The 21,437-nt window shown below is 72.0% G+C and carries 16 protein-coding genes and 2 tRNA genes; 13 read left to right on the forward strand and 5 right to left on the reverse strand.

Annotated elements, in window-relative coordinates:
• The first annotated feature begins 88 nt into the window (after positions 1-88).
• The gene (locus ASE20_RS24035) at positions 89-1,309 is read left to right on the forward strand and encodes a PucR family transcriptional regulator (RefSeq protein WP_056897112.1); all 1,221 of its coding nucleotides are present in this window, start codon (positions 89-91) and stop codon (positions 1,307-1,309) included.
• A gap of 292 nt (positions 1,310-1,601) precedes the next feature.
• On the opposite strand, the gene ASE20_RS24040 is transcribed toward ASE20_RS24035, so the two are convergent.
• Genes ASE20_RS24040 through ASE20_RS24050 form a run of 3 tightly spaced genes read right to left on the reverse strand, consistent with a single transcriptional unit; the run spans position 1,602 to position 3,984 of the window.
• On the reverse strand, positions 1,602-2,051 hold the full coding sequence (locus ASE20_RS24040; RefSeq protein WP_056897113.1) for a hypothetical protein: 450 nt from the start codon (positions 2,049-2,051) through the stop codon (positions 1,602-1,604).
• The gene (locus ASE20_RS24045) at positions 2,048-2,884 is read right to left on the reverse strand and encodes a hypothetical protein (protein WP_056897114.1); all 837 of its coding nucleotides are present in this window, start codon (positions 2,882-2,884) and stop codon (positions 2,048-2,050) included. Before ASE20_RS24045 ends, ASE20_RS24040 begins: the two co-directional genes overlap by 4 nt.
• Entirely contained in the window at positions 2,881-3,984 is a 1,104-nt protein-coding gene (locus ASE20_RS24050; RefSeq protein WP_056897115.1) for a hypothetical protein, read from the reverse strand. Before ASE20_RS24050 ends, ASE20_RS24045 begins: the two co-directional genes overlap by 4 nt.
• A gap of 100 nt (positions 3,985-4,084) precedes the next feature.
• Here ASE20_RS24050 and ASE20_RS24055 point away from each other — a divergent pair, with 100 nt between their 5' ends.
• From ASE20_RS24055 to ASE20_RS24075, 5 genes are all read left to right on the forward strand, one after another.
• Positions 4,085-4,972 carry a hypothetical protein gene (locus ASE20_RS24055; RefSeq protein WP_056897116.1) on the forward strand — a complete coding sequence of 296 codons (888 nt, stop codon included), beginning with the start codon at positions 4,085-4,087 and terminating at the stop codon, positions 4,970-4,972.
• Positions 4,969-5,673, forward strand: coding sequence for a hypothetical protein (locus tag ASE20_RS24060; protein ID WP_056897117.1), 705 nt, complete (start codon positions 4,969-4,971; stop codon positions 5,671-5,673). Before ASE20_RS24055 ends, ASE20_RS24060 begins: the two co-directional genes overlap by 4 nt.
• 304 nt (positions 5,674-5,977) lie before the next feature.
• A complete protein-coding gene (locus ASE20_RS24915; RefSeq protein ID WP_056897118.1) occupies positions 5,978-8,212 on the forward strand; it encodes a hypothetical protein in 2,235 nt (744 codons plus the stop codon).
• Complete coding sequence (locus ASE20_RS24070; protein ID WP_056897119.1) at positions 8,209-11,067, forward strand: copper resistance protein CopC; 2,859 nt, start codon at positions 8,209-8,211, stop codon at positions 11,065-11,067. The genes ASE20_RS24915 and ASE20_RS24070 overlap by 4 nt, the downstream gene beginning before the upstream one ends.
• A gap of 70 nt (positions 11,068-11,137) precedes the next feature.
• The gene (locus tag ASE20_RS24075) at positions 11,138-11,659 is read left to right on the forward strand and encodes a DUF4395 domain-containing protein (RefSeq protein ID WP_056897120.1); all 522 of its coding nucleotides are present in this window, start codon (positions 11,138-11,140) and stop codon (positions 11,657-11,659) included.
• A 48-nt stretch (positions 11,660-11,707) separates the two neighbouring features.
• Here the strand turns inward: ASE20_RS24075 and ASE20_RS24080 are convergent, their stop codons facing one another.
• Entirely contained in the window at positions 11,708-12,871 is a 1,164-nt protein-coding gene (locus ASE20_RS24080) for a Dyp-type peroxidase (protein ID WP_056897121.1), read from the reverse strand.
• The gene (locus tag ASE20_RS24085) at positions 12,868-14,190 is read right to left on the reverse strand and encodes a nitrous oxide reductase family maturation protein NosD (protein WP_056897122.1); all 1,323 of its coding nucleotides are present in this window, start codon (positions 14,188-14,190) and stop codon (positions 12,868-12,870) included. The genes ASE20_RS24080 and ASE20_RS24085 overlap by 4 nt, the downstream gene beginning before the upstream one ends.
• Positions 14,191-14,333: 143 nt before the next feature.
• Between ASE20_RS24085 and ASE20_RS24090 the strand changes: the two genes are divergently transcribed.
• From ASE20_RS24090 to ASE20_RS24115, 7 genes are all read left to right on the forward strand, one after another.
• A complete protein-coding gene (locus tag ASE20_RS24090) occupies positions 14,334-15,083 on the forward strand; it encodes a hypothetical protein (protein WP_056897123.1) in 750 nt (249 codons plus the stop codon).
• Positions 15,084-15,410: 327 nt separating this feature from the next.
• Positions 15,411-17,498 carry a DNA topoisomerase (ATP-hydrolyzing) subunit B gene (gene gyrB, locus ASE20_RS24095; RefSeq protein ID WP_056897124.1) on the forward strand — a complete coding sequence of 696 codons (2,088 nt, stop codon included), beginning with the start codon at positions 15,411-15,413 and terminating at the stop codon, positions 17,496-17,498.
• A gap of 51 nt (positions 17,499-17,549) precedes the next feature.
• A complete protein-coding gene (gyrA, locus tag ASE20_RS24100) occupies positions 17,550-20,225 on the forward strand; it encodes a DNA gyrase subunit A (RefSeq protein WP_056897125.1) in 2,676 nt (891 codons plus the stop codon).
• Positions 20,225-20,740 carry a DUF3566 domain-containing protein gene (locus ASE20_RS24105; RefSeq protein WP_056897126.1) on the forward strand — a complete coding sequence of 172 codons (516 nt, stop codon included), beginning with the start codon at positions 20,225-20,227 and terminating at the stop codon, positions 20,738-20,740. Before gyrA ends, ASE20_RS24105 begins: the two co-directional genes overlap by 1 nt.
• Before the next feature lie 326 nt (positions 20,741-21,066).
• A tRNA-Ile gene (locus ASE20_RS24110) sits at positions 21,067-21,140 on the forward strand.
• Positions 21,141-21,201: 61 nt separating this feature from the next.
• Positions 21,202-21,327, forward strand: coding sequence for a DLW-39 family protein (locus tag ASE20_RS25785; protein WP_225869133.1), 126 nt, complete (start codon positions 21,202-21,204; stop codon positions 21,325-21,327).
• A gap of 27 nt (positions 21,328-21,354) precedes the next feature.
• Positions 21,355-21,430 (forward strand) — tRNA-Ala (locus ASE20_RS24115).
• Positions 21,431-21,437: the final 7 nt, after the last annotated feature.

Genomic DNA, 21,437 nt, shown 5'->3' on the forward strand with positions numbered 1-21,437 from the left:
GCGGCCGGTACGGGGCCGGGCAGGGCTGATCCGACATTTCGACCCTGGTCGATGGTGCAGGGTGCACCGCACGCCGTACCGTGTCGGGATGAGTTGGGACGACCCCTCCGCGCGCACCCGTGAGCTGATGCGGCAGGCGGCCGAGCTGGCGCTGGCCGCGCCCGACGCGTGGGTGGTGCCGGTCCACGAGGCCACCTTGTCCGCGCGGCCGATCGCCGCGATCGCGGCCGACCCCGCGCTGGCCGATGCCCTGCGACGGGCGAACTTCGACAACCTGCTCGCGTGGGCGAGCGCCAACGTGCGCGCGCCGGGCGACCGGGTGCCGCCCAACGTCAGCACGGTCCAGCTCGACGTGGCCCGCGACCTGGTCCGGCGCGGGCTCGACGAGGCCGCCCTTGATGCCTACCGTACGGGCCAGAACGTCGCCTGGCAGTCGTGGATGCAGATCTGCTTCGGCCTGACCCGCGAGGTCGACGAGCTCGAGGAGCTCCTGGTGGTCTCGGCCGCGTCGATCTCGACCTTCGTCGACGGGACCATCGCGGCCGTCGCGTCGCGGATGGACGCCGAGCGCGACGAGCTGACGCGCGGCTCGCAGGCCGAGCGGCGCGACCTGGTCTCGCTGCTGCTCGAGGGCGCTCCGGTCTCCCGCTCCCGGGCGGAGGCCGTGCTCGCGCACCGCCTCGACGGCGACCACACGGCCGCGGTCGTCTGGGCGACCGACCCCGACGCCGACCTCGGCCGGCTCGAGCGGGCGGCCGAGGCGCTGATGCGTGCCTGCGGGGCCCGGCAGCGGCTGACGGTCGTCGCCGCGGCCAGCACGATCTGGGTCTGGCTCCCGTCGTCCGCGCCGCCGGACCGGGCCGCGCTGGAGGCCGCGCTCCGCCGTACCCCGGAGGTGCGGGTCGCCGTCGGCGGCCCGGCCCGCGACGTCGAGGGCTTCCGGCGCAGCCACCGCGACGCCGTCGAGGTACGACGCCTGGTCGCCCGGTTGGGGGCCGACGACCAGCTGGTCACCTTCGACGACGTCCAGCTCGCGGCCCTGGTGACCCGCGACGAGGCGCGGGCTGAGGAGTTCGTGCGGACGGTCCTCGGCGACCTCGCCGAGGCGTCGGCGGAGCTGCAGGAGACGGTCCGCACCTACCTCGCCTCGCTCGGCAACGCCTCCACCGCGGCCGCGCGGCTCTTCACGCACCGCAACACCGTGCTGCGCCGGCTGGCGCGCGCCGACGAGCTGCTCCCGCGGCCGCTCGCGGACGACGCGCTGCGGGTCGGCGTCGCGCTCGAGGTGCTGCGCTGGCAGGCGGTCTGAGAGGCCGGTCCCTTCCTCGGTGGTTGAGGTGCGAGGAGCGCCAGCGACGAGCCTCGAAACCTCTGTCCGTGGTGCTGGGACTGGCTCGTGCTGCTGGATCGGTCACAGACCGCAGAAAACGCGCCGCGAAATCTGCGGTACTCGCCCACTCGAGGGGGTCACCACGCGCCGCCGACCACCGCCCGGCCGCAGGCCGCCGGACCCGACCCTTCACCGGGCTCGCCCCGTCGCTGCCGCTTGCGAACTGCACCACCGACGACCGCAGCAGCGCGCCGACGACCCCGAGCGGGCTCTAGGCCTTGCAGACCTTGGTGACGTACCTGTCCACGTGGTCGAGGGCGTCACCGACGATGTCGGACGCGGCCTTGAGCGTGGCGTAGTCGCCCTTCGCGGCCGCCACCAGGTAGGCGCCGACGGCGTTGAGGTCGTCCTTGAGCCGAGCAGGTGCCTGCGCGGTGACCCGGACCCAGTCGTTGACGATGCTGGCCGCATTCTCCGCGTCGGAGATGTTGGTGAGGTAGACCGCCGTGAGGCTGTCGCAGAGCTTGGAGACGTGGGGGGCCGACGGCGTGGGCTGCGCCGGCTTGCGGTCGGCAGCCTGGCCGCCCGTGCCGGACGCGCCGGCTGCCTCCTGGCCCGACTCGGTGACCTCCGTGGTGTCCCCGGAGGAGAAGGTGCACCCCGAGAGGAGCACGCCGACCACGGCCGGGGCGAGCCAGGCCGCGGCGCCGCCGCGCCTCACAGCAGCCCACCCAGGCCGAGGGCGGTCAGGTCCAGGGCCGTCGGGCGGGGTACGCCCGGCGTACCGGTCCTGCTCGCGGTCAGCAGGGCGCTCTGCAGCTCGACGATGCATCCGCCGAGCGCGTTGTGGGCGAGCGCCTGGGAGTACGGCGCCAGGGCTGCCGCGAGCTTGGTCTCCGCCTCGAGGAACCGGGTCCGGTACGGACCGTAGAGCGGGTTGATGACGTCCAGCCCGCGGGTGAGCAGGGTGCCGAGGGTGGAGACCAGCGGCGTCAGGATCGGCTCGACCGCCGGCTCGATGCCGGGGTACTGGGCGAGGATCGGTCCGAGGAGCTGCAGCTCGGGCTGGTAGGCGGACGCCAGGGCGAACGCCTCCGCCGAGAACGGGCCGAAGGCCGGCGCGAAGGGCACCAGCGACTGGAGGCCCCCACTCTGCGGGTGCTCGCTGAGCCTGATCGGGCAGGGCGGGATGCCCGGCCCGGCCGGCACGCCGCCCTCCTCGGGCGGTGCGGTCGGCGGCGTCGACCCCTTGCCGCCCGACGACGGCTCGTCCGTGCCGGACGGGGTGACCGGCGGCACCGGTGCCGCGGCCTGGGGGACCCCGCCGTCGCCGAGGGGTACGGACGCGGGGAGCGGGGCGCCGGGCCACTCCGGGACCGCGGCGGGCGCGAGTCCGTCGACCGGCAGCGGGGTGGGGGCCGGAGCGGCGCCCACGGGTGGGGCGGTCACCGTCTGGGCGACCACGGCGTCGACCTGGACGGCGGCCGCCCCGATGACGAGGACGTCGAGGAACAGGAAGCCGGTCGCGAGCCTGCGGACGAGGGAGAGCTTCATGACGCGGCGACCTTCCGGCTCGCGCGACGCTCGAGGACCCGGGTCCCGACGATGAGGCCGATCGCCACCACGGCGAGGCCGACGGCCAGGCCGGTGAGGGGACCGGACACCCGCCACTCCTTGTGGCGTTGCGTGACGGTGCGGGTGCCTGGCGTACCTGCCGTCAGGGTGCCGGCGTCCGTGGCTGCCAGCGGCGCTCCCGGTGTGGCGACCGCGCCGGGTGAGGCGGCGAGCGGAGCACCGGCGGCGGGCGCCTGCCCGGGTGCCGGGGCGGCACCGGGCTGCGCGGCGCCGGGCTGGACCGCCCCGGGCGTGCTCACGGAGCCGGAGCCACCGGACGCCGAGCCCTGCCCGCCGGTCGAACCGCCGCTGCCGCTCGAGCGAGCCGGCACGAACACGCCTTCGAGGTGCCACTTGCCGGTGAACTTGTCGAAGGGTCCGCCCTGCACCTGGCTCGCCCAGTCGAGGGTGAAGCGGCCCGTGGCCGGGTCGTAGCTGCCCTTCGCGAGCTTCGTGTTGCCGGGTGTCGAGCCGTCCGGCTTCGGGGCGCCCTGGTTGAAGTACTGCTTGTTCCAGCTCACCGTGAACGCGCGGAGGTCGGCCGTGAGGCTGGTCCCGCGCAGGGTGACCGTCGGCACCGGGACCGACCGGCCGGACTGCGGCTCGGTGGCGGCGGTCGCGGTGGTGAAGGCGGTGCCGTAGTACTGCGCCGGGGCGGTGATCCGGTTGGCCCGGGCGTTGCCCGAGGAGTCGAAGGCCGGCTTTGGTGCGGCCTGGTAACCGACCGTGCTCAGGCCGCCGTCCGCCCCCGGGCCGAGCGGGGTGAACGACTGGTCGCTGCACGACGAGTCGCCGTTCGACATGTACGGACCGTTGGCGGTGCCGCTCGGCAGGACCATCCGCAGGTAGGTGCCGGTGACCTTCCCGCCCTTGCAGCTGCCCGGCGCGAGCCGGAAGAGACCGACCAGGCGGGTGGCGGTGTCGGCCTCCGACGGCGGCGCGACCACGGTCGCGAGAGGAAGGAGGCCCAGGACCAGGGCCGGCAGCAGGGCCGGCGTCCAGCGGCGCAGGCGCGCGCTGCGCAGGGAGTACGTCGTCATGGCGTCGTTTCTGTCGGGGCGGAGCAGCCCGCGGAGGGAACGGGCTAAAGTATAGTTATTCAGTCAACAATATGGAAGAAATAGACGACAAGGGGATGCCATGGCGACCGGCAGGACGTCGACACGGGGGGCCGCACTCGCGCTGGCACTGGTGGGGCTGGGCCTGGCGCTGGCTCCCGTCGCGTTCGGGATGTTCCAGCGCGCGCCCCTGGGCGCCGAGATGATCCAGGACTTCGCCCCCCTGATGACCCAGGAGCGGCTGGCGGGCTTCCAGGGGCACCTGGCCGGGATCGACGCGGCCGTGCAGGAGATCGACCCGCTGGTCGAGGCGCGCCCCGGCATCGAGAGCCCGGCCTACGCCACCTTCAGCCGGGACTGGCCCGAGATCCACACCACGATGACCTCGCTCATGGACCAGGTCGCGGCCAACCGCGAGGGCTACGACGCGGTCGCCTCGCTGCCGGACTTCCGCCTCTTCCCGTGGTTCTTCGCCGTTCCGGGGGTGATCATCCTCCTCCTCGCCGGGTACGGCGCCGTGACCGGCCGCGACGGGTGGTGGCTCCGGCTGCCGGCCGCCGCGCTGGGCGTCGCCCTGGTCGTGCTGCCGTTCGCGGTCGGCATGTTCGACAAGGCGCCCCGTGGGGCGCAGATGATGGGCGCCTTCCAGACGATCGAGACCTCCGAGAACGTCGCCCGCATCCAGGGCTACTTCGCCACCATGGCGGCGGGCCAGGGCGCCATCCGGCTGGACATCGCCCCGGAGCTCGCCCGCGCCGGCGTACCCCACCCGGCGACGGAGGAGCTCGACGCCCAGTGGATCCGCGTCCTCAACGACATGACTCCGATGATCGGCGCGATGAGCGACAGCGTCGACAACTACCAGGCGGTCGCCTCGCTGCCGAGCTTCCGCCTGTTCCCGTGGTTCTTCGTCGCTCCAGGTGCCCTTCTCGTCCTGATCTCCCTCACTCCCCGAAAGGCTCGACCATGAAGCTCTCCGGCCCGTCGTTCCGGCTCGTCGCCGCAGGCGCGCTGTTGTCCGCCACCCTCGCCGGGTGCGGTTCCTCCGACGACGGGGAGGAGGCCAGCGGCGAGCCGTTGGTCGGGACCTTCCGCCTCGACGCCGGTCACTGCGACGCGAAGGGAGTCACGGGCTCGTACTTCCGGATGATCCAGCCCGGCGGCACGGTGGAGAAGGGCGGGTACTTCCTCAACCCCGACTCCAAGTGCCCCGACCAGTCCTACTCGGTCGCGGTCGCCGGCACCGACGGAGGGTTGGTGACGGGCACCTTCCAGCCCGGCCCCAAGGCGGCGTTCAGCCCGCAGGGCGACGCTCTCGCGGGTCAGATCACGCGACCGGGCACGTTCACCGCGATCAAGTTCGCGATCTCGACGCAGTCGGTCGACCCGGGCACGGGGGAGGAGCTCCCGCGTCCGGAGATCCGCAACGACGACGGGGTCCTGTCCGGCCAGCTCACCGCGTGGACCGCGGGCTGGAACAACCTCTACTTCAACCAGGGCTCCCCGAAGCCCGACGGCTCCGAGAAGGGTCTCACCAGCCCGGTGGAGGGGACCTACGACGAGGACTCGGGCCACTTCGAGCTCTCGTGGTCCAGCACCATCGAGGGCGGGCCGTTCGACAGGTTCAGCGGCTACTGGCACCTCGAGGGGACCTTCGTCGCCGCGAAGTGAGTGGCGGGTGAGTGGCGGAGCCGGGGTCCGTGCCACGAAAGCTCAATCACCTTAAAGTTACCTAAATTAGTATGGTTAAGTAGAGCCATCGTCTGTAGGGAATCGCGGTCCTCGTGGCCGCGGTGGGAGGCAGTCGAGAACTGCTGGACAAGTGCGGTGTGAACCGACGTCGGATCGACCTGGGAGCACGATCCGCCCTGCTCGGGTGCAGAGCCGGGAGTCGGCGCGTCACGGCGCCGTACCTGTCCATGTCTCGACGCGACCCCGGAAGGTCGCGTCACCGCACCCGTACAGAGGAAGGCACATGCACAGCATGCACAGGAAGAACCGCGTCGTCCGCGGGGTGGCTGTCGGTCTGCTCAGTCTCGGTCTCCTGACCGCGGGCACCGTCACCGCCGCCGCCGACGACACGTCCGACCCGGGCGGCCTGCCGCTCCCCGGTCTCGACTCGCTCGGGGGAGGGGGACTGCCCCTGCCCGGTCTCGACTCGCTCGGTGAGGGCGGGCTCCCGCTGCCGGGCCTCGACGCACTGCCCGGCCTCGACGTCCTGGACGGCGGCGGGCTCGGCGGCGGCCTCGGCGGGGACGGTGCGCTGGGCCTGCTCGGCGACCTGCCGATCAGCGCCGAGTGGCTCGTCAACACCCTCAGCAACGCGACCAGCCTCGGGAAGGTCAAGAACAACACCGTCAGCGGCGCGATCGCGCGCCGTGACAAGGCGACGGCCGAGTGGAAGGCCGCCCAGGCGAAGTACGAGGCGGGGAAGGGCCCGCAGCCCAATCCGCTGGCGAAGCCCGAGTACTCCGTGGTGTGGTCGGCCAAGCAGAACGTCGCCGACATCAACGCCGACGTCATCAGCAAGTTCGTGCAGAACGCGACCATCAACCCGCAGGGTCTCCTCGACCTGCTGAACCCGCAGTTCCTCCCGGGTCTCGACGGCTTCCAGGTCATCGACGGCCGGGCCAAGAACCTGGACGGCTCGGACAACCCGGACTACGCCCGCGTGGTGAACTTCGTGCAGCTCCCGCTGCCGTGGGGCCTGGAGAACGAGTCGCACCACATGCAGTACGAGTGGAACGACGGGGACCCGATCCTCGCCGGTGGCCTCTTCACCGGTACGACGCACGTGCTCGACGCCTCGGACATCCCCAACCTCAAGCTGCTCAACGAGATCCCCGTGACCTCGACGCCGGGCGGCTCGATCGCCGATGCGTACGAGAACGGCCCCGGCGGGCGGTTCTACCTCACCCTCATGGGCGGCCCGCTCGCGAACTTCGGCGGCTCCCCGGGTGAGGTCGTGACCTTCAAGCCGCACCCGACCAAGGGTGTCGTCGTCGAGTCCGAGTCGCCGGCCGGTGGCGCGCTCGGTGCCAACCCGAACGGCATCAAGGAGCCCTGCACCCTGCGGGAGGCCCGCCCGCTGGGCACCTGCGCCAACCCGCACGGCATCCAGTTCCGCAACGACCTCGGCGTCGGCATCACCTCCGACTACGCCGAGCCGCGCGAGATCGTCCTCGACCCGGTCAAGACGATCGACAAGTACGCCTTCCGGCCGACGGTCCGGACCTGGAACAACGAGGGCGCCAACGCCGGCAAGCCGAAGCTGATCGGTGTCGCCCACGTCCCCAACGGCCCGACGGAGCCCGCCCAGCGGGCCCACGAGCAGTACGGGATCATGGAGGCGGCCAAGACCTGGCCGAACGCCGACCGGTACCAGAAGGGCCTGTCGTCGAAGGGCGCGTTCTTCGGCTCGATGTGCGGCGGCGGCGTGTTCTTCGTCCCCGACCTCACCAAGGCCAAGGGCGACTTCTCCGACCAGATCGTCCAGGTGTGGAACGACGGCCTGTCGATCGTGCAGACCCCCGACGGCCGCAAGTACGACGAGCCCGGTGGCTGCGCCGGTGGTGCGTGGCACCAGGTGGCGCCGAACAACCGGATCCTGTTCCGGGCCGTCCAGGGCCGCAACCCCGGCTCGGACAACTACTTCGACCAGGGCTCGGCGAAGATCGTCTACGACATCGACATCTCGCCGCTCATCGAGAGCGCCGCGGACGGCAAGGTCGACTGCGACCTGTCCCGAGGCATCCACAACGGCACGCTCGACCTCACCGGCATCCGGCTGTGGAACAAGCTGGCCCAGGGCGAGACCGTCGCGGACTGCCCGCGGTTCATCTCCGCCCTGCCCGTGGCCGACGTGACGACGGGTGGCCCGCACTGGGGCGCGCTCGACAACCACACCGTCGACCAGTGGGGTACGCCGTGGCGCCTGCAGTTCACGGACTACTTCGTCTCCCGCACGGGTGTCGACGGTGACCACCGGCTGTACTCGGTGAACATCACGCCGTCCGGCAAGCTGAGCTACGACGACTCGTTCCGTGACGAGAAGACCGGCGGTCTGGGCGTCAACTTCAACCGGCGCAACTGGCCGGGCAACCCGGATGCGGGCTTCTACAAGCCGCACTCGGAGCTGTGGGTGACGCCGCCGGGGATCTCGACGCCCAACGCGTCGGGCAAGGACCTGTCGTACAGGGACTTCCGTTGATCCTCCGGCAATTCGTCGTCGTCGCGGTCGTCGCGCTGTCTGCCCTCCTGGGTGGCGGCGCGGCGCCCGCGGCGGCGCACCCCAACGCCATCCAGTCCACCCCCGAGGCCGGTTCGGTCGCGCCCGAGGCGCCGAAGGCGATCTCCATCGCGCTGAGTGAGCCCGCGGTCGCCCGTGGCTCGACCTTCGAGGTCACCGGTCCCGGCGGCAAGGCCGTCGCGACCGGACCCGTGACGGAGAAGGCCAACGGCCAGATCCTGTCCGTCGTCCCCCGCACGACCCTGGCCAGTGCCGTCTACACGGTCCGCTGGTCCGCGCTCGGCGACGACGGTCACGTCGTCTCCGGGTCCTTCCGCTTCGGCGTCGCCACCGCGGACGGCGACGACCCGCCCGGGGCCGCCTCGCTGACCGGCGCCGGCCAACGCCCCGACAGCAGCGCCGCGGGCGACAGCGTGATCCGGTGGACCGGCCGCTGGGCCGGCATCCTGATGGCCTCCGTGCTGTTCGCCGGCCTCCTCCTGCTGCACCGCCTGCGCCGCGCGGGTGAGATCTCGCCGGCTGGGGAGTCGCGACTGCTGCGCCTGACACCGACGGCCTGGCTGGTGACGGTGCTGGCCGCCGTCGCCGGTGCGCTGACCTCGGCGACGGCGGGGTCGACCGGTGAGTTCGACCTCGGCCTGCTCACCGAGTCCGCCACCGGCCGGGCCGACCTCGCCCGTCTCGCGTTCGTGGCCGTGGCCACCGCGGCGCTGCTCGTCGTACGACGACGGCCCCGGGTGCGTCCCTGGGTCGGCCTCGCCGCCGCCGGTGGCGTGCTCGCCAGCTATGCGTTCTCGGGCCACGTGCTGACCGAGCCGTCGGTGCCCTACCTGCTCGCGGTCGTCGTCCACGTGCTCGCCGCGGGCCTCTGGCTCGGTGGGCTTGGTGCGGTCGCCGTCGCCTCGCGGGTCGGCGGCGTCGACGTGCGCACGTCGCTGCGTCGCTATGCCGCGATCGCGATCGGCGCGCTCGTCGTGGTGGTCCTCACCGGCGTGGCCGCGGCCATCCGCGAGGTGGCGCACTGGTACTTCCTGACGTGGTCGGGCTACGGACGCGTCGTCCTCGCGAAGGCCGCACTGGTCGTCGTCATCGCGGTCATCGGCCTGGTCGCCTGGCGCCGCTCGCGCGGCGACCGTCAGCCCGGGCCCGCTCGGGCCGTCGGGTTCGAGCTGGTCGCCGGGGTCGTCGTGCTCGCCCTCGCGGTCACGCTCGGCGCCCTGGTGCAGGGCCGCGACCGGCCGCTCCCGGCCCAGGTCGGGAACCTGTTTGCCGGACCGGCGGCCGCGACCGCGGTCCTCGACAGCGGTACGGCGGCCGTCGGCCTGGCGCCGGCCCGGGCGGGCGACAACGTCCTCACCGTGGCCCTGCCCCCGGAGGACCCGGCGGCGAAGAAGGTGTCCGTGGTCCTGACCGGACCCGACCGTGGCGACCGCCCGCGCACCGTCGACCTCCAGCAGCACGGCGGACGGACCTGGTCGGCGCCCGTGGACGTGCCGGCGGACGGCCAGTGGCGTGCCGAGGTGACCGTCGACGGGGAGTCCGGCCAGGCCGTGGCCCTCGAGGTCGGGGTGCCCGAGGCACCGGGCGCGCCGCCGATCGACGTGGTCGCCGTGGCCGACCTGAGCGGGCCCGCGGCCGAGCGCTGCCGCGCGCACGTGATCGGCGTCCAGATGGCGCTGGCCCGGCTCAACGCGGACGGCGGGCTCGACGGGGGACGCAAGGTGTCCCTGCTGACGATCGACAGCGGCGGCACCCCCGACGGTGCGCGGAAGGCCGCCGCCCGAGCGTTGCGTGCGGGCGGCGTCGCCTCGGCCGGCACCTGCGGCGGCGGCGGTTCGGAGGCGGTCGAGGCGCTGGCCGACGCCGATCTCCCGGTGGTCGTCGGCGACCCCGCCGTCGATCCCACCGAGACGCGGGGCGTGTTCCGCCTGGTGGCCGATCCCTTCGCCCAGGGCGTCGCGCTCGGACAGCTCATCCGCGGCCGGGTGCAGCCGGCCGGCGTCGCTGCCGAGCCGGTCGTGCGCGCCCTCGTCGCGGACGACCTCCAGGGCAGGCGCCTGCTCGCGGGCCTGCGGATCGGACTGTCGCCGAAGGCGGCGCCGCGCGGCTTCGCCGAGCCGTCGTCCCGACCGGTCCCCGAGGTCGTCCAGCTCGAGCCGGGATCCCTCGCGTCGCTCGACGACGGTGCCCTGACCCGGGTCATCGACGCCCGCCGGACCACGGCCCTCGTCGTGGACCTGCCGGACGCCGGTGGTCCCGACGTCGGCGCCATCGAGCGCCTCGGGCGGGCCCGGGGCGACAAGGTGCTGACCTCGCCGATCCTGTTGTCCGAACGGGTGCTGTCCGAGACCGTGGTCCGCGCGTCGGGCGCCCTCGGGCACCTCGGCGCGGTGCAGGGCGTCAGCGAGGTCTCGCCCTCGTCGACCGACGCCGTGCTCTACCGGATGGCCGTCCCGCAGCTGTTCCGCGGCGAGCTCGCCTCGCTCGACGGGCTGCGGGGATACGCGACCGGACGGGCGATCGCGGAGGCGCTGGCCACGGGCACCTCGGCGAGGAAGGTCCTCGAATACCTGGGTTCGCCGGACGTGTTCAGCTCGGCGCTGCTGGCGCCCTGGAGCCCGCGGCAGCCGGGCCTGGGATCGACCGCGGTCGTGGCCCTCCAGCCGCAGTTCCTGGCGCCGACGCTCATCCCCGGCTCCGCCGGTGGCGAGCGTCAGGACGACTCCTACTTCCCCGAGGGGAACTGGGCCGTCACCTCCACCGCGCCGCTCGGGCTGGTACCGGGGCTCGGCGCCGGCACGCAGGTCCCGCGGTAGCGCACGAACACCCCGAGGCGGGGCGAGCGGTGCTCGCCCCGCCTCCTCCCCGAAGAGAGAGATCGAGACCATGACCGTCACTGCTCCGGAGTCGCTGCTCCGTCGTACCTTCAGCTTCCCGCACCCGGTCAACGAGAAGGCGGCGCGCGTGGTCGCCGGCGGGGTCGTCCTCATCGCGGCGACCGCCCTGCTGCTGGGTCGCCTGGTCAGCACCGACTGGCTCTGGCTGAGCCTGGTGCTGGCGCTGGGCTTCGTCGCCCGCGCGCTGACCGGGCCGACGCTGAGTCCGCTCGGGCGGCTCGCCAGCGCCGTCGTCGCACCCCGGCTGGGGGAGCCGAAGCCCGTCCCCGGGCCGCCGAAGCGCTTCGCGCAGGTCATCGGCGCCGTCGTCACCGGGCTGGCCACCGTCGCCGTCGCGCTCGGTCTGACCGGCCTCGCCGAGGTCCTGCTGGTCCTGATCATCGTGGCCGCCGGCCTCGAGGCCTTCCTCGCGTTCTGCCTGGGCTGCACGATCTTCGGCTGGCTGATGCGGGCCGGGCTGATCCCCGAGGAGACCTGCGAGGCCTGCAACAACCTCGCCCTGCGCAGCTGAACCCGGTCGCGAGGCTCGCTGCGCTCGCACCTCGACCAGCGATGGGCGTCAGCCGAAGAGCGAGCTGCCCAGGGGCCGGTCGCGGTCGAACCCCGGCAGCACCAGGAACCCGGCCTCCGCGGTCGGCGTCGCGAGCTCCATCAGCCGGTCCGTCCGGTCCATCCGCTGCTGCGTGCGCGTGAACACCGTGATGTCGTCCTGGTAGGAGATGAACAGCAGGCCCGAGCGGTCGGCGGCGCCGTCGACGGTCTCGCGGAAGCCGTACCCGCGGCGCAGCATCACGGTCACGTCGACGAACGACGGGTGCGCCGCCCGGGCGTGGGAGTCGACCGGGACCAGGTAGGCGCCCGAGGGCGACTTGGCGCCGAGGTTCACGTCGGCGCGGGGTGCACCGCCGCTGAGCGGCACGCTCGAGACCCGCTCGCGGCCGAAGACCCCGTCCTGCTCGGCTGCGGGCAGCCGGTGGAAGGCGGCGGTGTCGAGCACGAACCGTCGTACGACGCCCACGGTCGCTCCCGCGAGCGGTCCGTCGGTGAGCCAGACGTGCTCAGGGACGCCCTTGTCCGTCGTGGGCTGGACGATGCCGTCCTCGTAGCCGAACGGGTTGCGGGTGACGGCGCCGTCGCCGAGCGGCCGGTAGCCCACCTGGCTCCAGCGCGGCGTGAAGCCCGGCAGGGCGGCGAGCAGCGCGTCGACCGTGCCGTTGACCAGCTCGGGCCGTTCGGCCGCGACCTGCAGGAAGAGGTCACCCCCGCGGCGGTCGTCGGCCAGGGCGGCCGAGCCGCGGAACTGCGGCAGCAGTACGTCGGGGGCGTCCGCGAGCTCCGCCAGCGCGAGCAGCTCGCTGCCGATCCCGACCTGGATGGTCAGGTCGCCCGCAGCCTCGCCGGCGGGTCCGGCCTGCGCCGACGCCACCAGCGCGAGGACCCGCTCCCCGAGCCCGGCGAGCAGCGCGCCGATCGCCTCGCGCGTGCGGACGGAGGCGGGTGCGGTCAGCGCGTGCAGGTGCAGGTGGGCGAGCGGCGGGACCGGGCGGTCGACGCCGGCCTGGGTGCGGCCCGCAGCAGCGGTGCTGCTGGATCCCTCTGCTGGCGCGGGATCCGCGGCGGGGGAGGGCGCGTCGATCACCGCCCGCGTCGTCTCCGCAGCGGCCGCTCCGACCGCGAGGGCGGCGCCTCCGAACAGGACCTGGCGGCGCGACGGCACGCTCACCGCACGCCGCCGGCGCGCAGCACGGCCGCGAGCAGGTCGGTGGCGGGGCGTCGTACCGCGTCGGCGGCCGGACGCTCGATCGTCGCCGGCAGCGGGGTCGGTGCCTGCCGGGTGTCGGTCATCGACGGCAGCGCCCCCGGCCGGGGTACGTCGAGGAAGGCCACACCCGCGGGCGCCGACAGCTGCGGCAGGTCCGCCGAGGTCGCGGCCGGGTCGACCCCCGCGGCGCAGCCGAGACCGAGACCGGCCGGCACCAGGCGCAGCGACGCCGGCCCGACGACGCAGGTGCCGGCGGTCGCCGCTGCCGGCAGGGAGACGTTGGCGACGTCCGCGCCGTTGCCGGCCAGCAGGTTGTCGGCGATCCGGTTGCCCGTCGAGGGCACGTCCTCGGCGCCGTCGAGCAGCACGCCGACGAGCGGGTTGCCCGTGATCAGGTTGCGGACCAGCACGTTGTCCTGGCCGCCCGCGATCCCGACGCCGATGCCGAAGCCGCCGTCGGCCTGCTCCGGCGACTGCGGCTCGTCGTTGTCGGCGATCACGTTGCCGGCGACGAGGTTGCCGTGCTGCGGGACGAACGCCTCCTGGTAGTTGGAGGTCAGGGTCATCCCGACCCGGTTGTGGCTGAGCTGGTTGCCCACGACGGTGAGCGAGTCGGACGCGTTGGCGTTCTCGAAGCCGACCGCGTTGCGGGCCGTGACGTTGCCCTGGACGAGGGTGTCGCAGTCGCGGCACTGGCCGACGTAGATGCCGCTGTCGGCCGAGCCCGACGCCCAGTTGTCGGCGATCACGCCGTGCTGGGTGTTGAAGGCGTAGATGCCGTAGAGGCCGTTGTTGGTCGCGGTCACGTGGTCGACGCGGAAGCGTTGCAGGGGCGGGAAGGCGGCGGGGTCGAACTCGTCGTACCCGTGCTCGGCGGGGGTGAGGACCTCGTCGCCCTCGTGCGTGCCGGTGATCAGGACGCCGTAGAGGAGGGTGTCGGTGACGGTCAGGTTCTGCACGCGCACGCCGTCGGCGATCCCGACGACGCCGGCCGTGCGGGTGCCCTCGCCGGTGATGACCACCGCGTTGCGGTCGGTGCCACGCAGCGTGACGCCCGGCGTCCTCACCAGCACCTGCTCGCGGTAGGTGCCCGGGCCGACCAGCACCATGCCGTCCTCGGCGACCAGGTCGAGCGCCTCGCCGATCGTCGCCGCGTCGCCGGGGACCTCCACCAGCGCCTGCTTCGCGGCGGGGGCCTCCTCGTCGGCGCCGTCGGAGCAGCCGGCCGCGGCCAGGGCGACGAGGGAGGCGAGGAGCAACCGGGCAGCCGCGATCTTCATGGGCCCAACCCCACCATCGGCTCCGCCCCCGGGACGACCGAATTCGTCACCTGGGACGACCGTGACCCCCTTCCGGGGGTCAAATCGTCCCGGGGCGGCGTCCGACCGGCCCGCCGCCGTACGGCGCTGCCTAGCCTCGACCCGTGCCCACTGCTTCTCGGCGGACCCTGCTCGTCGCCGCCACGCTCGCCCCGCTCCTGACCGCCGTCGGGTGCGGCGAGGACGAGCCCGACCCGGTGGTGGACGAGGAGCGGCCGCTGACGGGCGAGGAGGCCGAGCTGCTGGCGCTGACCCGCTTCCGCCTCCACCAGGAGAAGGCCGTCCCGGTCCGGATGGAGCTGCCGGGCGCGGACGGCTCGACCATCGAGGCGACCCTCGCTCTGGCCGCCGGTACGGCGTGGGGGACCGCGACCTTCGCGGACGCCCCGAGCCGCGTGATCGCCTGGACCACCCACGTGGTCGCGACAGCCGCCCGTCCCGACGACGGCCGCCCCGCGCCGGCCGACGCGGACTGGACCACCCGCGCGATGAGCACCGACGTCGTCCAGGACCTCTTCCTCCTGCTGGCGCTGACCCTCGGCTCGGACCGCCCCGAGAACCCGGTCCTGCTGCAGCAGGGATCGGCCCGTCACCTCCGTCGCGACGAGGTCGACGGCACCGCGGTCACCGTGATGAGCGGCCCGCGGCCCGCCGACGAGGGTGCTGCGGCCCGCGGCTCCCGCACCCGCTACTGGGTGGACGACGAGGGTGGCCTGCGCCGGTTCGAGGCCTACCTCGGTGCCGCCGACCGCAGCTTCGCGACACTGACCCGGGTGGGCGCGGTGCCGGAGGTCCCGGAGCTCGACGTACGAGCGGCGCAGGTCCTGCGGATCGCCGGCGGTGCCACCGGCTAGGAGACTGCTGGACGAGACGGGCGAGCGCGAGCGTCGCGTAGCCGCGCGGATTGTTCAGCAGTCTCCCAGTGGGCGGCCGAACAGCGGCGCCGACGTACGGGGGCCCACCTGTGCCCCTGCGAAGCGCTCCGATCCGCGTTTCCGGGGCACTCAGAGCCCCTTTTCCACAGCAGACCTCCCCCACGACGGGCCGGACACGTGTCCTGAGGCCCTCAGCGGGCTAGAATGGGTTATCGGCCGGGAATGCGTCGCGCAGGCGCCTGACTCGGCCGTCGCCATGCCATCGGCCCTGGCGCGCACTCCCCGATTCAGAAGAGGTCACCGGCTGTGTCGACTGACGATCAGGCCCCCCAGGCAACCGAGTACGACGCCTCGGCGATCCAGGTCCTGGAGGGCCTCGAAGCGGTCCGGAAGCGGCCCGGCATGTACATCGGCTCCACCGGTGAGCGCGGCCTCCACCACCTGATCTGGGAGATCGTGGACAACGCGGTCGACGAGGCGCTCGCCGGCTACTGCGACGTCATCAAGGTCTCGCTCAACCCCGACGGCTCGGTCACCGTGGTCGACGACGGTCGCGGCATCCCGACCGACACCGCTCCGGGCCAAGAGCTCCCCGCCGCGACGCTGGCGCTCACCGTGCTGCACGCGGGCGGCAAGTTCGGCGGCGGCGGCTACAAGGTCTCCGGTGGTCTCCACGGCGTCGGCTCGTCGGTCGTCAACGCGCTGTCCGACCGGCTCCATCTGCAGGTGAAGAACCGCGGCTACCTGTGGGAGCAGGAGTTCTCCCTCGGCGTCCCGGACTACCCGCTGCGCCAGGTCCGCCCCCTCGAGGAGGGCGAGCGGTCCGGCACCACCGTCACCTGGTGGGCCTCGCCCGACATCTTCGAGACGACCGACTACACCCTCGAGACGATCTCGGCCCGCTTCCGCGAGATGGCCTTCCTCAACAAGGGCCTGCGCATCGAGCTCGTCGACGCCCGGCCCAAGGCCGAGGAGCTCGCCGAGGCGGTCGAGGACGGCACTGCATCTGATGTCGACGGTGTCGCCGATGCCACTGCGTCATTGGGTGAGGTCCACGCGGCCGATGTCGACGGTCACAAGGCGCTGGAGCAGGTCTTCCAGTACGAGCGCGGTCTCGCCGACTACGTCGACTTCCTCAACAAGCGCAAGACGCCGATCAGCCCGATCATCGCCGCCGAGTCCGAGACGGGTGACGACGCCCCGAACCCGATGAGCCTCGAGCTCGCCATGCAGTGGCAGGCCTCGTCCTACAACGAGTCGGTGCACACCTTCGCCAACACCATCAACACGCCGGAGGGCGGCACGCACGAGGAGGGCTTCCGTGCGGCGCTGACCTCACTGGTCAACCGATGGGGCGAGGAGTGGGGCCTCATCAAGAAGAAGGAGGACCGGCTCACCGGTGACGACATCCGCGAGGGTCTCACCGCGATCATCAGCCTGAAGATCTCCAACCCGCAGTTCGAGGGCCAGACCAAGGCCAAGCTCGGCAACACCGAGGCCAAGGGCTTCGTGCAGTCGGTCGTCAACGACCAGCTGGGCGCCTGGCTCGAGCAGAACCCGGCCGAGGGCAAGGAGATCATCCGCAAGGCGCAGGCCGCGGCGACCGCGCGGATCGCGGCCCGCAAGGCCCGCGACCTGGCCCGCAACCGCAAGGGCCTGCTCGGCGGCGGCGGTCTCCCCGGCAAGCTGCGCGACTGCAGCTCGCGCAGCCCGGAGGAGTGCGAGGTCTTCATCGTCGAGGGTGACTCGGCCGGTGGCTCGGCGGTCATGGGCCGCGACAACCGGATCCAGGCGATCCTCCCGATCCGCGGCAAGATCCTCAACGTCGAGAAGGCGCGCATCGACAAGGTGCTGGCCAACCAGGAGGTCCAGGCGATCATCTCGGCGCTCGGCACGGGCGTCCACGAGGAGTTCGGCCTGGAGAAGCTGCGCTACCACAAGATCGTGCTGATGGCCGACGCCGACGTCGACGGCCACCACATCAACACGCTGCTGCTGACGCTGCTGTTCCGCTTCATGCGGCCGCTGATCGAGGCCGGCCACGTCTACCTCGCCCAGCCGCCGCTCTACCGGATCAAGTGGAACAAGCCCCACGAGCACGAGTTCGTCTACTCCGACGCCGAGCGCGACGCGATGATGCGCGACGGCCTCGAGCAGGGCAAGAAGCTCCCCAAGGACGCCCCGATCCAGCGCTACAAGGGTCTGGGCGAGATGAACGCCGACGAGCTGTGGGACACCACCCTCAACCCCGACCAGCGCGTCCTGCTCCAGGTCACCCTGGAGGACGCCGCCCAGGCCGACGAGATCTTCTCGATCCTGATGGGGGAGGACGTCGAGCAGCGTCGTTCCTTCATCCAGCGCAACGCCAAGGATGTCCGATTCCTCGATATCTGAGTTTCTAGCAGATTCCTTAGATATCGATAGATCGAGCCAGAGAGAGCAATCGTGACTGAAACCCAGAACAACCTCGCCGACGGCGCCGGTGGCGGCCGCGTCCAGCCCGTCGACCTCCAGGAGTCGATGAAGCGCTCCTACATCGACTACGCGATGGCCGTCATCGTCGGGCGCGCCCTGCCCGACGTACGCGATGGGCTGAAGCCGGTCCACCGCCGGGTCCTCTACGCCATGTACGACGGCGGCTACCGGCCCGACCGCGGCTTCAACAAGTGCGCGCGCGTCGTCGGCGACGTGATGGGTCAGTACCACCCCCACGGCGACTCCGCGATCTACGACACCCTCGTCCGGCTCGCGCAGCCCTGGGTGATGCGCAACCCGCTGGTCGCGGGCCAGGGCAACTTCGGCTCGCCGGGCAACGACCCCGCCGCGGCCATGCGGTACACCGAGTGCCGGATGGCCCCGCTGGCCATGGAGATGGTCCGGGACATCGACCGCGAGACCGTCGACATGGTCCCGAACTACGACGGCAAGACCGAGGAGCCGACGATCCTGCCGGCCCGGTTCCCGAACCTGCTGGTCAACGGCTCGGCCGGCATCGCGGTCGGCATGGCCACCAACATCCCGCCGCACAACCTGCGCGAGGTCGCCGAGGGTGCGGTGTGGGCGCTCGAGCATCCCGACGCCACCCGCGAGGAGCTGCAGGACGCGCTGCTCGAGCGGGTCAAGGGCCCCGACTTCCCCAACGGTGCGCTGATCGTCGGCCGCGAGGGCATCGAGCAGGCCTACCGCACCGGCCGCGGCTCCATCACGCAGCGCGCGATCATCGAGGTCGACGAGGACAAGTCCGGCCGTACCGTCCTGGTGGTCACCGACCTGCCCTACATGGTCAACCCCGACAACCTGCTGGTGAAGATCGCCGAGCTCGCCGACGCCGGCAAGGTGCAGGGCATCAGCGACGTCCGCAACGAGACCTCGTCGCGCGTGGGCCAGCGCATCGTCGTGGTGCTCAAGCGCGACGCCGTCGCCCGCGTGGTGCTCAACAACCTGCTCAAGCACACCGAGCTGCAGACCAACTTCTCCGCCAACATGCTGGCGCTGGTCGACGGCGTCCCGCGGACGCTGAGCATCGACCAGTTCATCAGCAACTGGGTCGAGCACCAGATCGAGGTCATCCGGCGTCGTACGGAATACCTCCTGCGCGAGGCCGAGGCGCGGGCCCACATCCTGCGTGGACTCGCCAAGGCGCTCGACATGCTCGACGAGGTGATCGCCCTCATCCGGCGCTCGCCCGAGGTCGAGGACGCCCGCCGAGGCCTGATCGAGCTGCTCGACATCGACGAGCTCCAGGCCAACGCGATCCTCGACATGCAGCTGCGTCGTCTCGCCGCCCTCGAGCGCCAGAAGATCATCGACGAGCTCGCCAAGATCGAGGCCGAGATCGCCGACCTGAAGGACATCCTCGCCAACGTCAGCCGTCAGCGGCGGATCGTGGTCGATGAGCTCAACGGCATCGTCGAGAAGTACGGCGACGACCGTCGTACCCAGATCATCGCGGCCGCCGGCGACATGTCGATGGAGGACCTGATCCCCGACGAGGACCAGGTCGTCTCGATCACCCGCGGCGGCTACGCCAAGCGGACCCGCGCCGACCAGTACCGCACGCAGAAGCGCGGCGGGAAGGGCGTGCGCGGCGCCTCGCTGCGCGGCGACGACGTGGTCGACCACTTCATCTCGACCACCTCGCACCACTGGCTGCTGTTCTTCACGACCGCCGGCCGGGTCTACCGCACGAAGGTCTACAACCTGCCCGAGGCCTCGCGCGACGCGAAGGGCGGCCACGTCGCCGGCCTGCTGTCGTTCCAGCCCGACGAGTCCATCGCCCAGGTGCTCGCGATCCGCGACTACGAGCAGGCGCCGTACCTCGTCCTCGCGACGAAGAAGGGCCTGGTCAAGAAGACCCGCCTCGGCGACTACAACAGCCCCCGCCAGGCCGGCGTCATCGCGATCAACTTCCGCGACGACGACGACGAGCTGATCGGCGCCGAGCTGGTGAGCAGCGAGGACCACATCCTGCTCGTCTCCCGCAAGGGCCAGTCGATCCGCTTCCCCGCCAGCGACGACCAGCTGCGGCCGATGGGCCGGGCGACGTCCGGTGTCACCGGCATGAAGTTCCGCGACGGCGACGCGCTGCTGTCGATGGCCGTCATCCGCGCCGAGGAGGTCGCCAACGAGGAGGCCGAGGGCGACGCCGAGGCGCCGGTCCAGTACGTCTTCTCGATCACCGACGCCGGCAAGGCCAAGCGCACCCGGATCTCGGAGTACCGCGTCCAGTCCCGCGGCGGCATCGGCATCAAGGCGATGAAGCTCGAGAACGAGGAGCGCGGCTCCCTCGTCGGCGCCTTCATCGTCGTCGACGGCGACGAGATCCTCTCGATCACGGCCACCGGCCAGGTCGTCCGCTCGCCCATCAACGAGGACTTCCGGCCCACCGGCCGCTCCACCCAGGGCGTCAACTTCGTCACCCCGAAGAAGGGCGACACCGTCGCCGTCGTCGCCCGCTCGGTCGAGGCCAAGGACCCCGACGAGGAGGCGACCGAATCGCCCGATGAGGCCTCGGATGCCACAATCGGGGGAACGGACAACGCGGCGGCCGACACGACGGACGTCGTCGAGACCGGCAGTGACCGGGCCGAGGCACCCGAGCCCGGGGAGAGTGAGAGCTGATGACTGAGCGCGTCGAGGAGACCACGGCGGTCCGCCCGCCGGTGGACGGTCCGCCGAGCAGCGGACCCGGTAGCCCGTCGCGCCCGATCGCCTCCGGCCCCGTCGTCACCCCCGCGGCGAGCAACACCGTCGTACGTCCCCGGACGCCGCGACGGGCCCGCCTCCGCCTCACCCGGATCGACCCCTGGTCGGTCATGAAGACGTCGTTCCTGCTGTCCATCGCGTTCGCGGTCGTCACCGTGGTCTCGGTCGCGATGGTCTGGCAGGTCCTCGGCGCCGCGGGTGTCTGGGACTCGATCAACTCCACGATCCAGGAGAGCATCGGCGGCGAGGACGTCGCCGGCTTCCGGATCGAGGACTACGTCGGCACCAGCCGCGTCCTCGGCTTCACCATGCTGGTGGCCGCCATCGACGTCGTCCTGATCACCGCCGCGTCCACCCTGATCGCCTTCCTCTACAACATGTCGGCCGCCCTCCTCGGCGGCATCGAGATCACCCTCGCCGAGGACGCCTGACCCAGCGCTGGCCTCATCCCCGTCGCTGGTCGAGTAGCCCGCGAGGAACGAGCGGGCGTATCGAGACCTCCGCAGCGTCCAGGCGAACCCAGCCGCTGGTTGAGGTGCGAGGCGCGCCAGCGCCGGCCACACCGGTGGTTGAGGTGCGAGGCGCGCCAGCGCCAGCCAATCCGGTGGTTGAGGTGCGAGGCGCGCCAGCGCCGAGCCTCGAAACCCCCGCAACCTCCGCGCCGGACTCCCCGTTTTGTGCCCCGCGAGCACGCTCCGGTATCGTCTGCTCTCGGCTTGCTGCCGAGGGGCTTCCACCCAACAACAGCAAGCCACCCGGGCCTATAGCTCAGACGGTTAGAGCACCACACTGATAATGTGGGGGTCAGAGGTTCAAGTCCTCTTAGGCCCACGGAAAGCCCCGGCCGCGCATCTGCGGACCGGGGCTTACTGTTTGGAACAAGGAGTCTGTCGTGAAGAAGCTGATCCTCGCCGCCCTGGCCGCACTCGGTGTCGTCGTCGCCGGCAAGAAGCTCCAGGAGTCGAAGGCCGAGCAGGCCCTCTGGGCCGAGGCCACCGACACCCTCCCCAAGAACTGAACAACCCTCGCTCGGCACGCCGAGCACGGGGCCTTGGCGCAATTGGTAGCGCACCTGCTTTGCAAGCAGGGGGTTAGGGGTTCGAGTCCCCTAGGCTCCACCAGAGAAAC

The organism is Nocardioides sp. Root240 (assembly GCF_001428825.1).
Taxonomy (GTDB): domain Bacteria; phylum Actinomycetota; class Actinomycetes; order Propionibacteriales; family Nocardioidaceae; genus Nocardioides.

Coding starts and splice junctions, on each gene's coding strand:
- ASE20_RS24075 (WP_056897120.1), top strand. CDS start 11,138: ATGACCGTCACTGCTCCGGAGTCGCTGCTCCGTCGTACCTTCAGCTTC.
- ASE20_RS24050 (WP_056897115.1), bottom strand. CDS start 3,984: ATGACGACGTACTCCCTGCGCAGCGCGCGCCTGCGCCGCTGGACGCCG.
- ASE20_RS24055 (WP_056897116.1), top strand. CDS start 4,085: ATGGCGACCGGCAGGACGTCGACACGGGGGGCCGCACTCGCGCTGGCA.
- ASE20_RS24105 (WP_056897126.1), top strand. CDS start 20,225: ATGACTGAGCGCGTCGAGGAGACCACGGCGGTCCGCCCGCCGGTGGAC.
- ASE20_RS24060 (WP_056897117.1), top strand. CDS start 4,969: ATGAAGCTCTCCGGCCCGTCGTTCCGGCTCGTCGCCGCAGGCGCGCTG.
- ASE20_RS24085 (WP_056897122.1), bottom strand. CDS start 14,190: ATGAAGATCGCGGCTGCCCGGTTGCTCCTCGCCTCCCTCGTCGCCCTG.
- ASE20_RS24035 (WP_056897112.1), top strand. CDS start 89: ATGAGTTGGGACGACCCCTCCGCGCGCACCCGTGAGCTGATGCGGCAG.
- ASE20_RS24045 (WP_056897114.1), bottom strand. CDS start 2,884: ATGAAGCTCTCCCTCGTCCGCAGGCTCGCGACCGGCTTCCTGTTCCTC.
- ASE20_RS24915 (WP_056897118.1), top strand. CDS start 5,978: ATGCACAGCATGCACAGGAAGAACCGCGTCGTCCGCGGGGTGGCTGTC.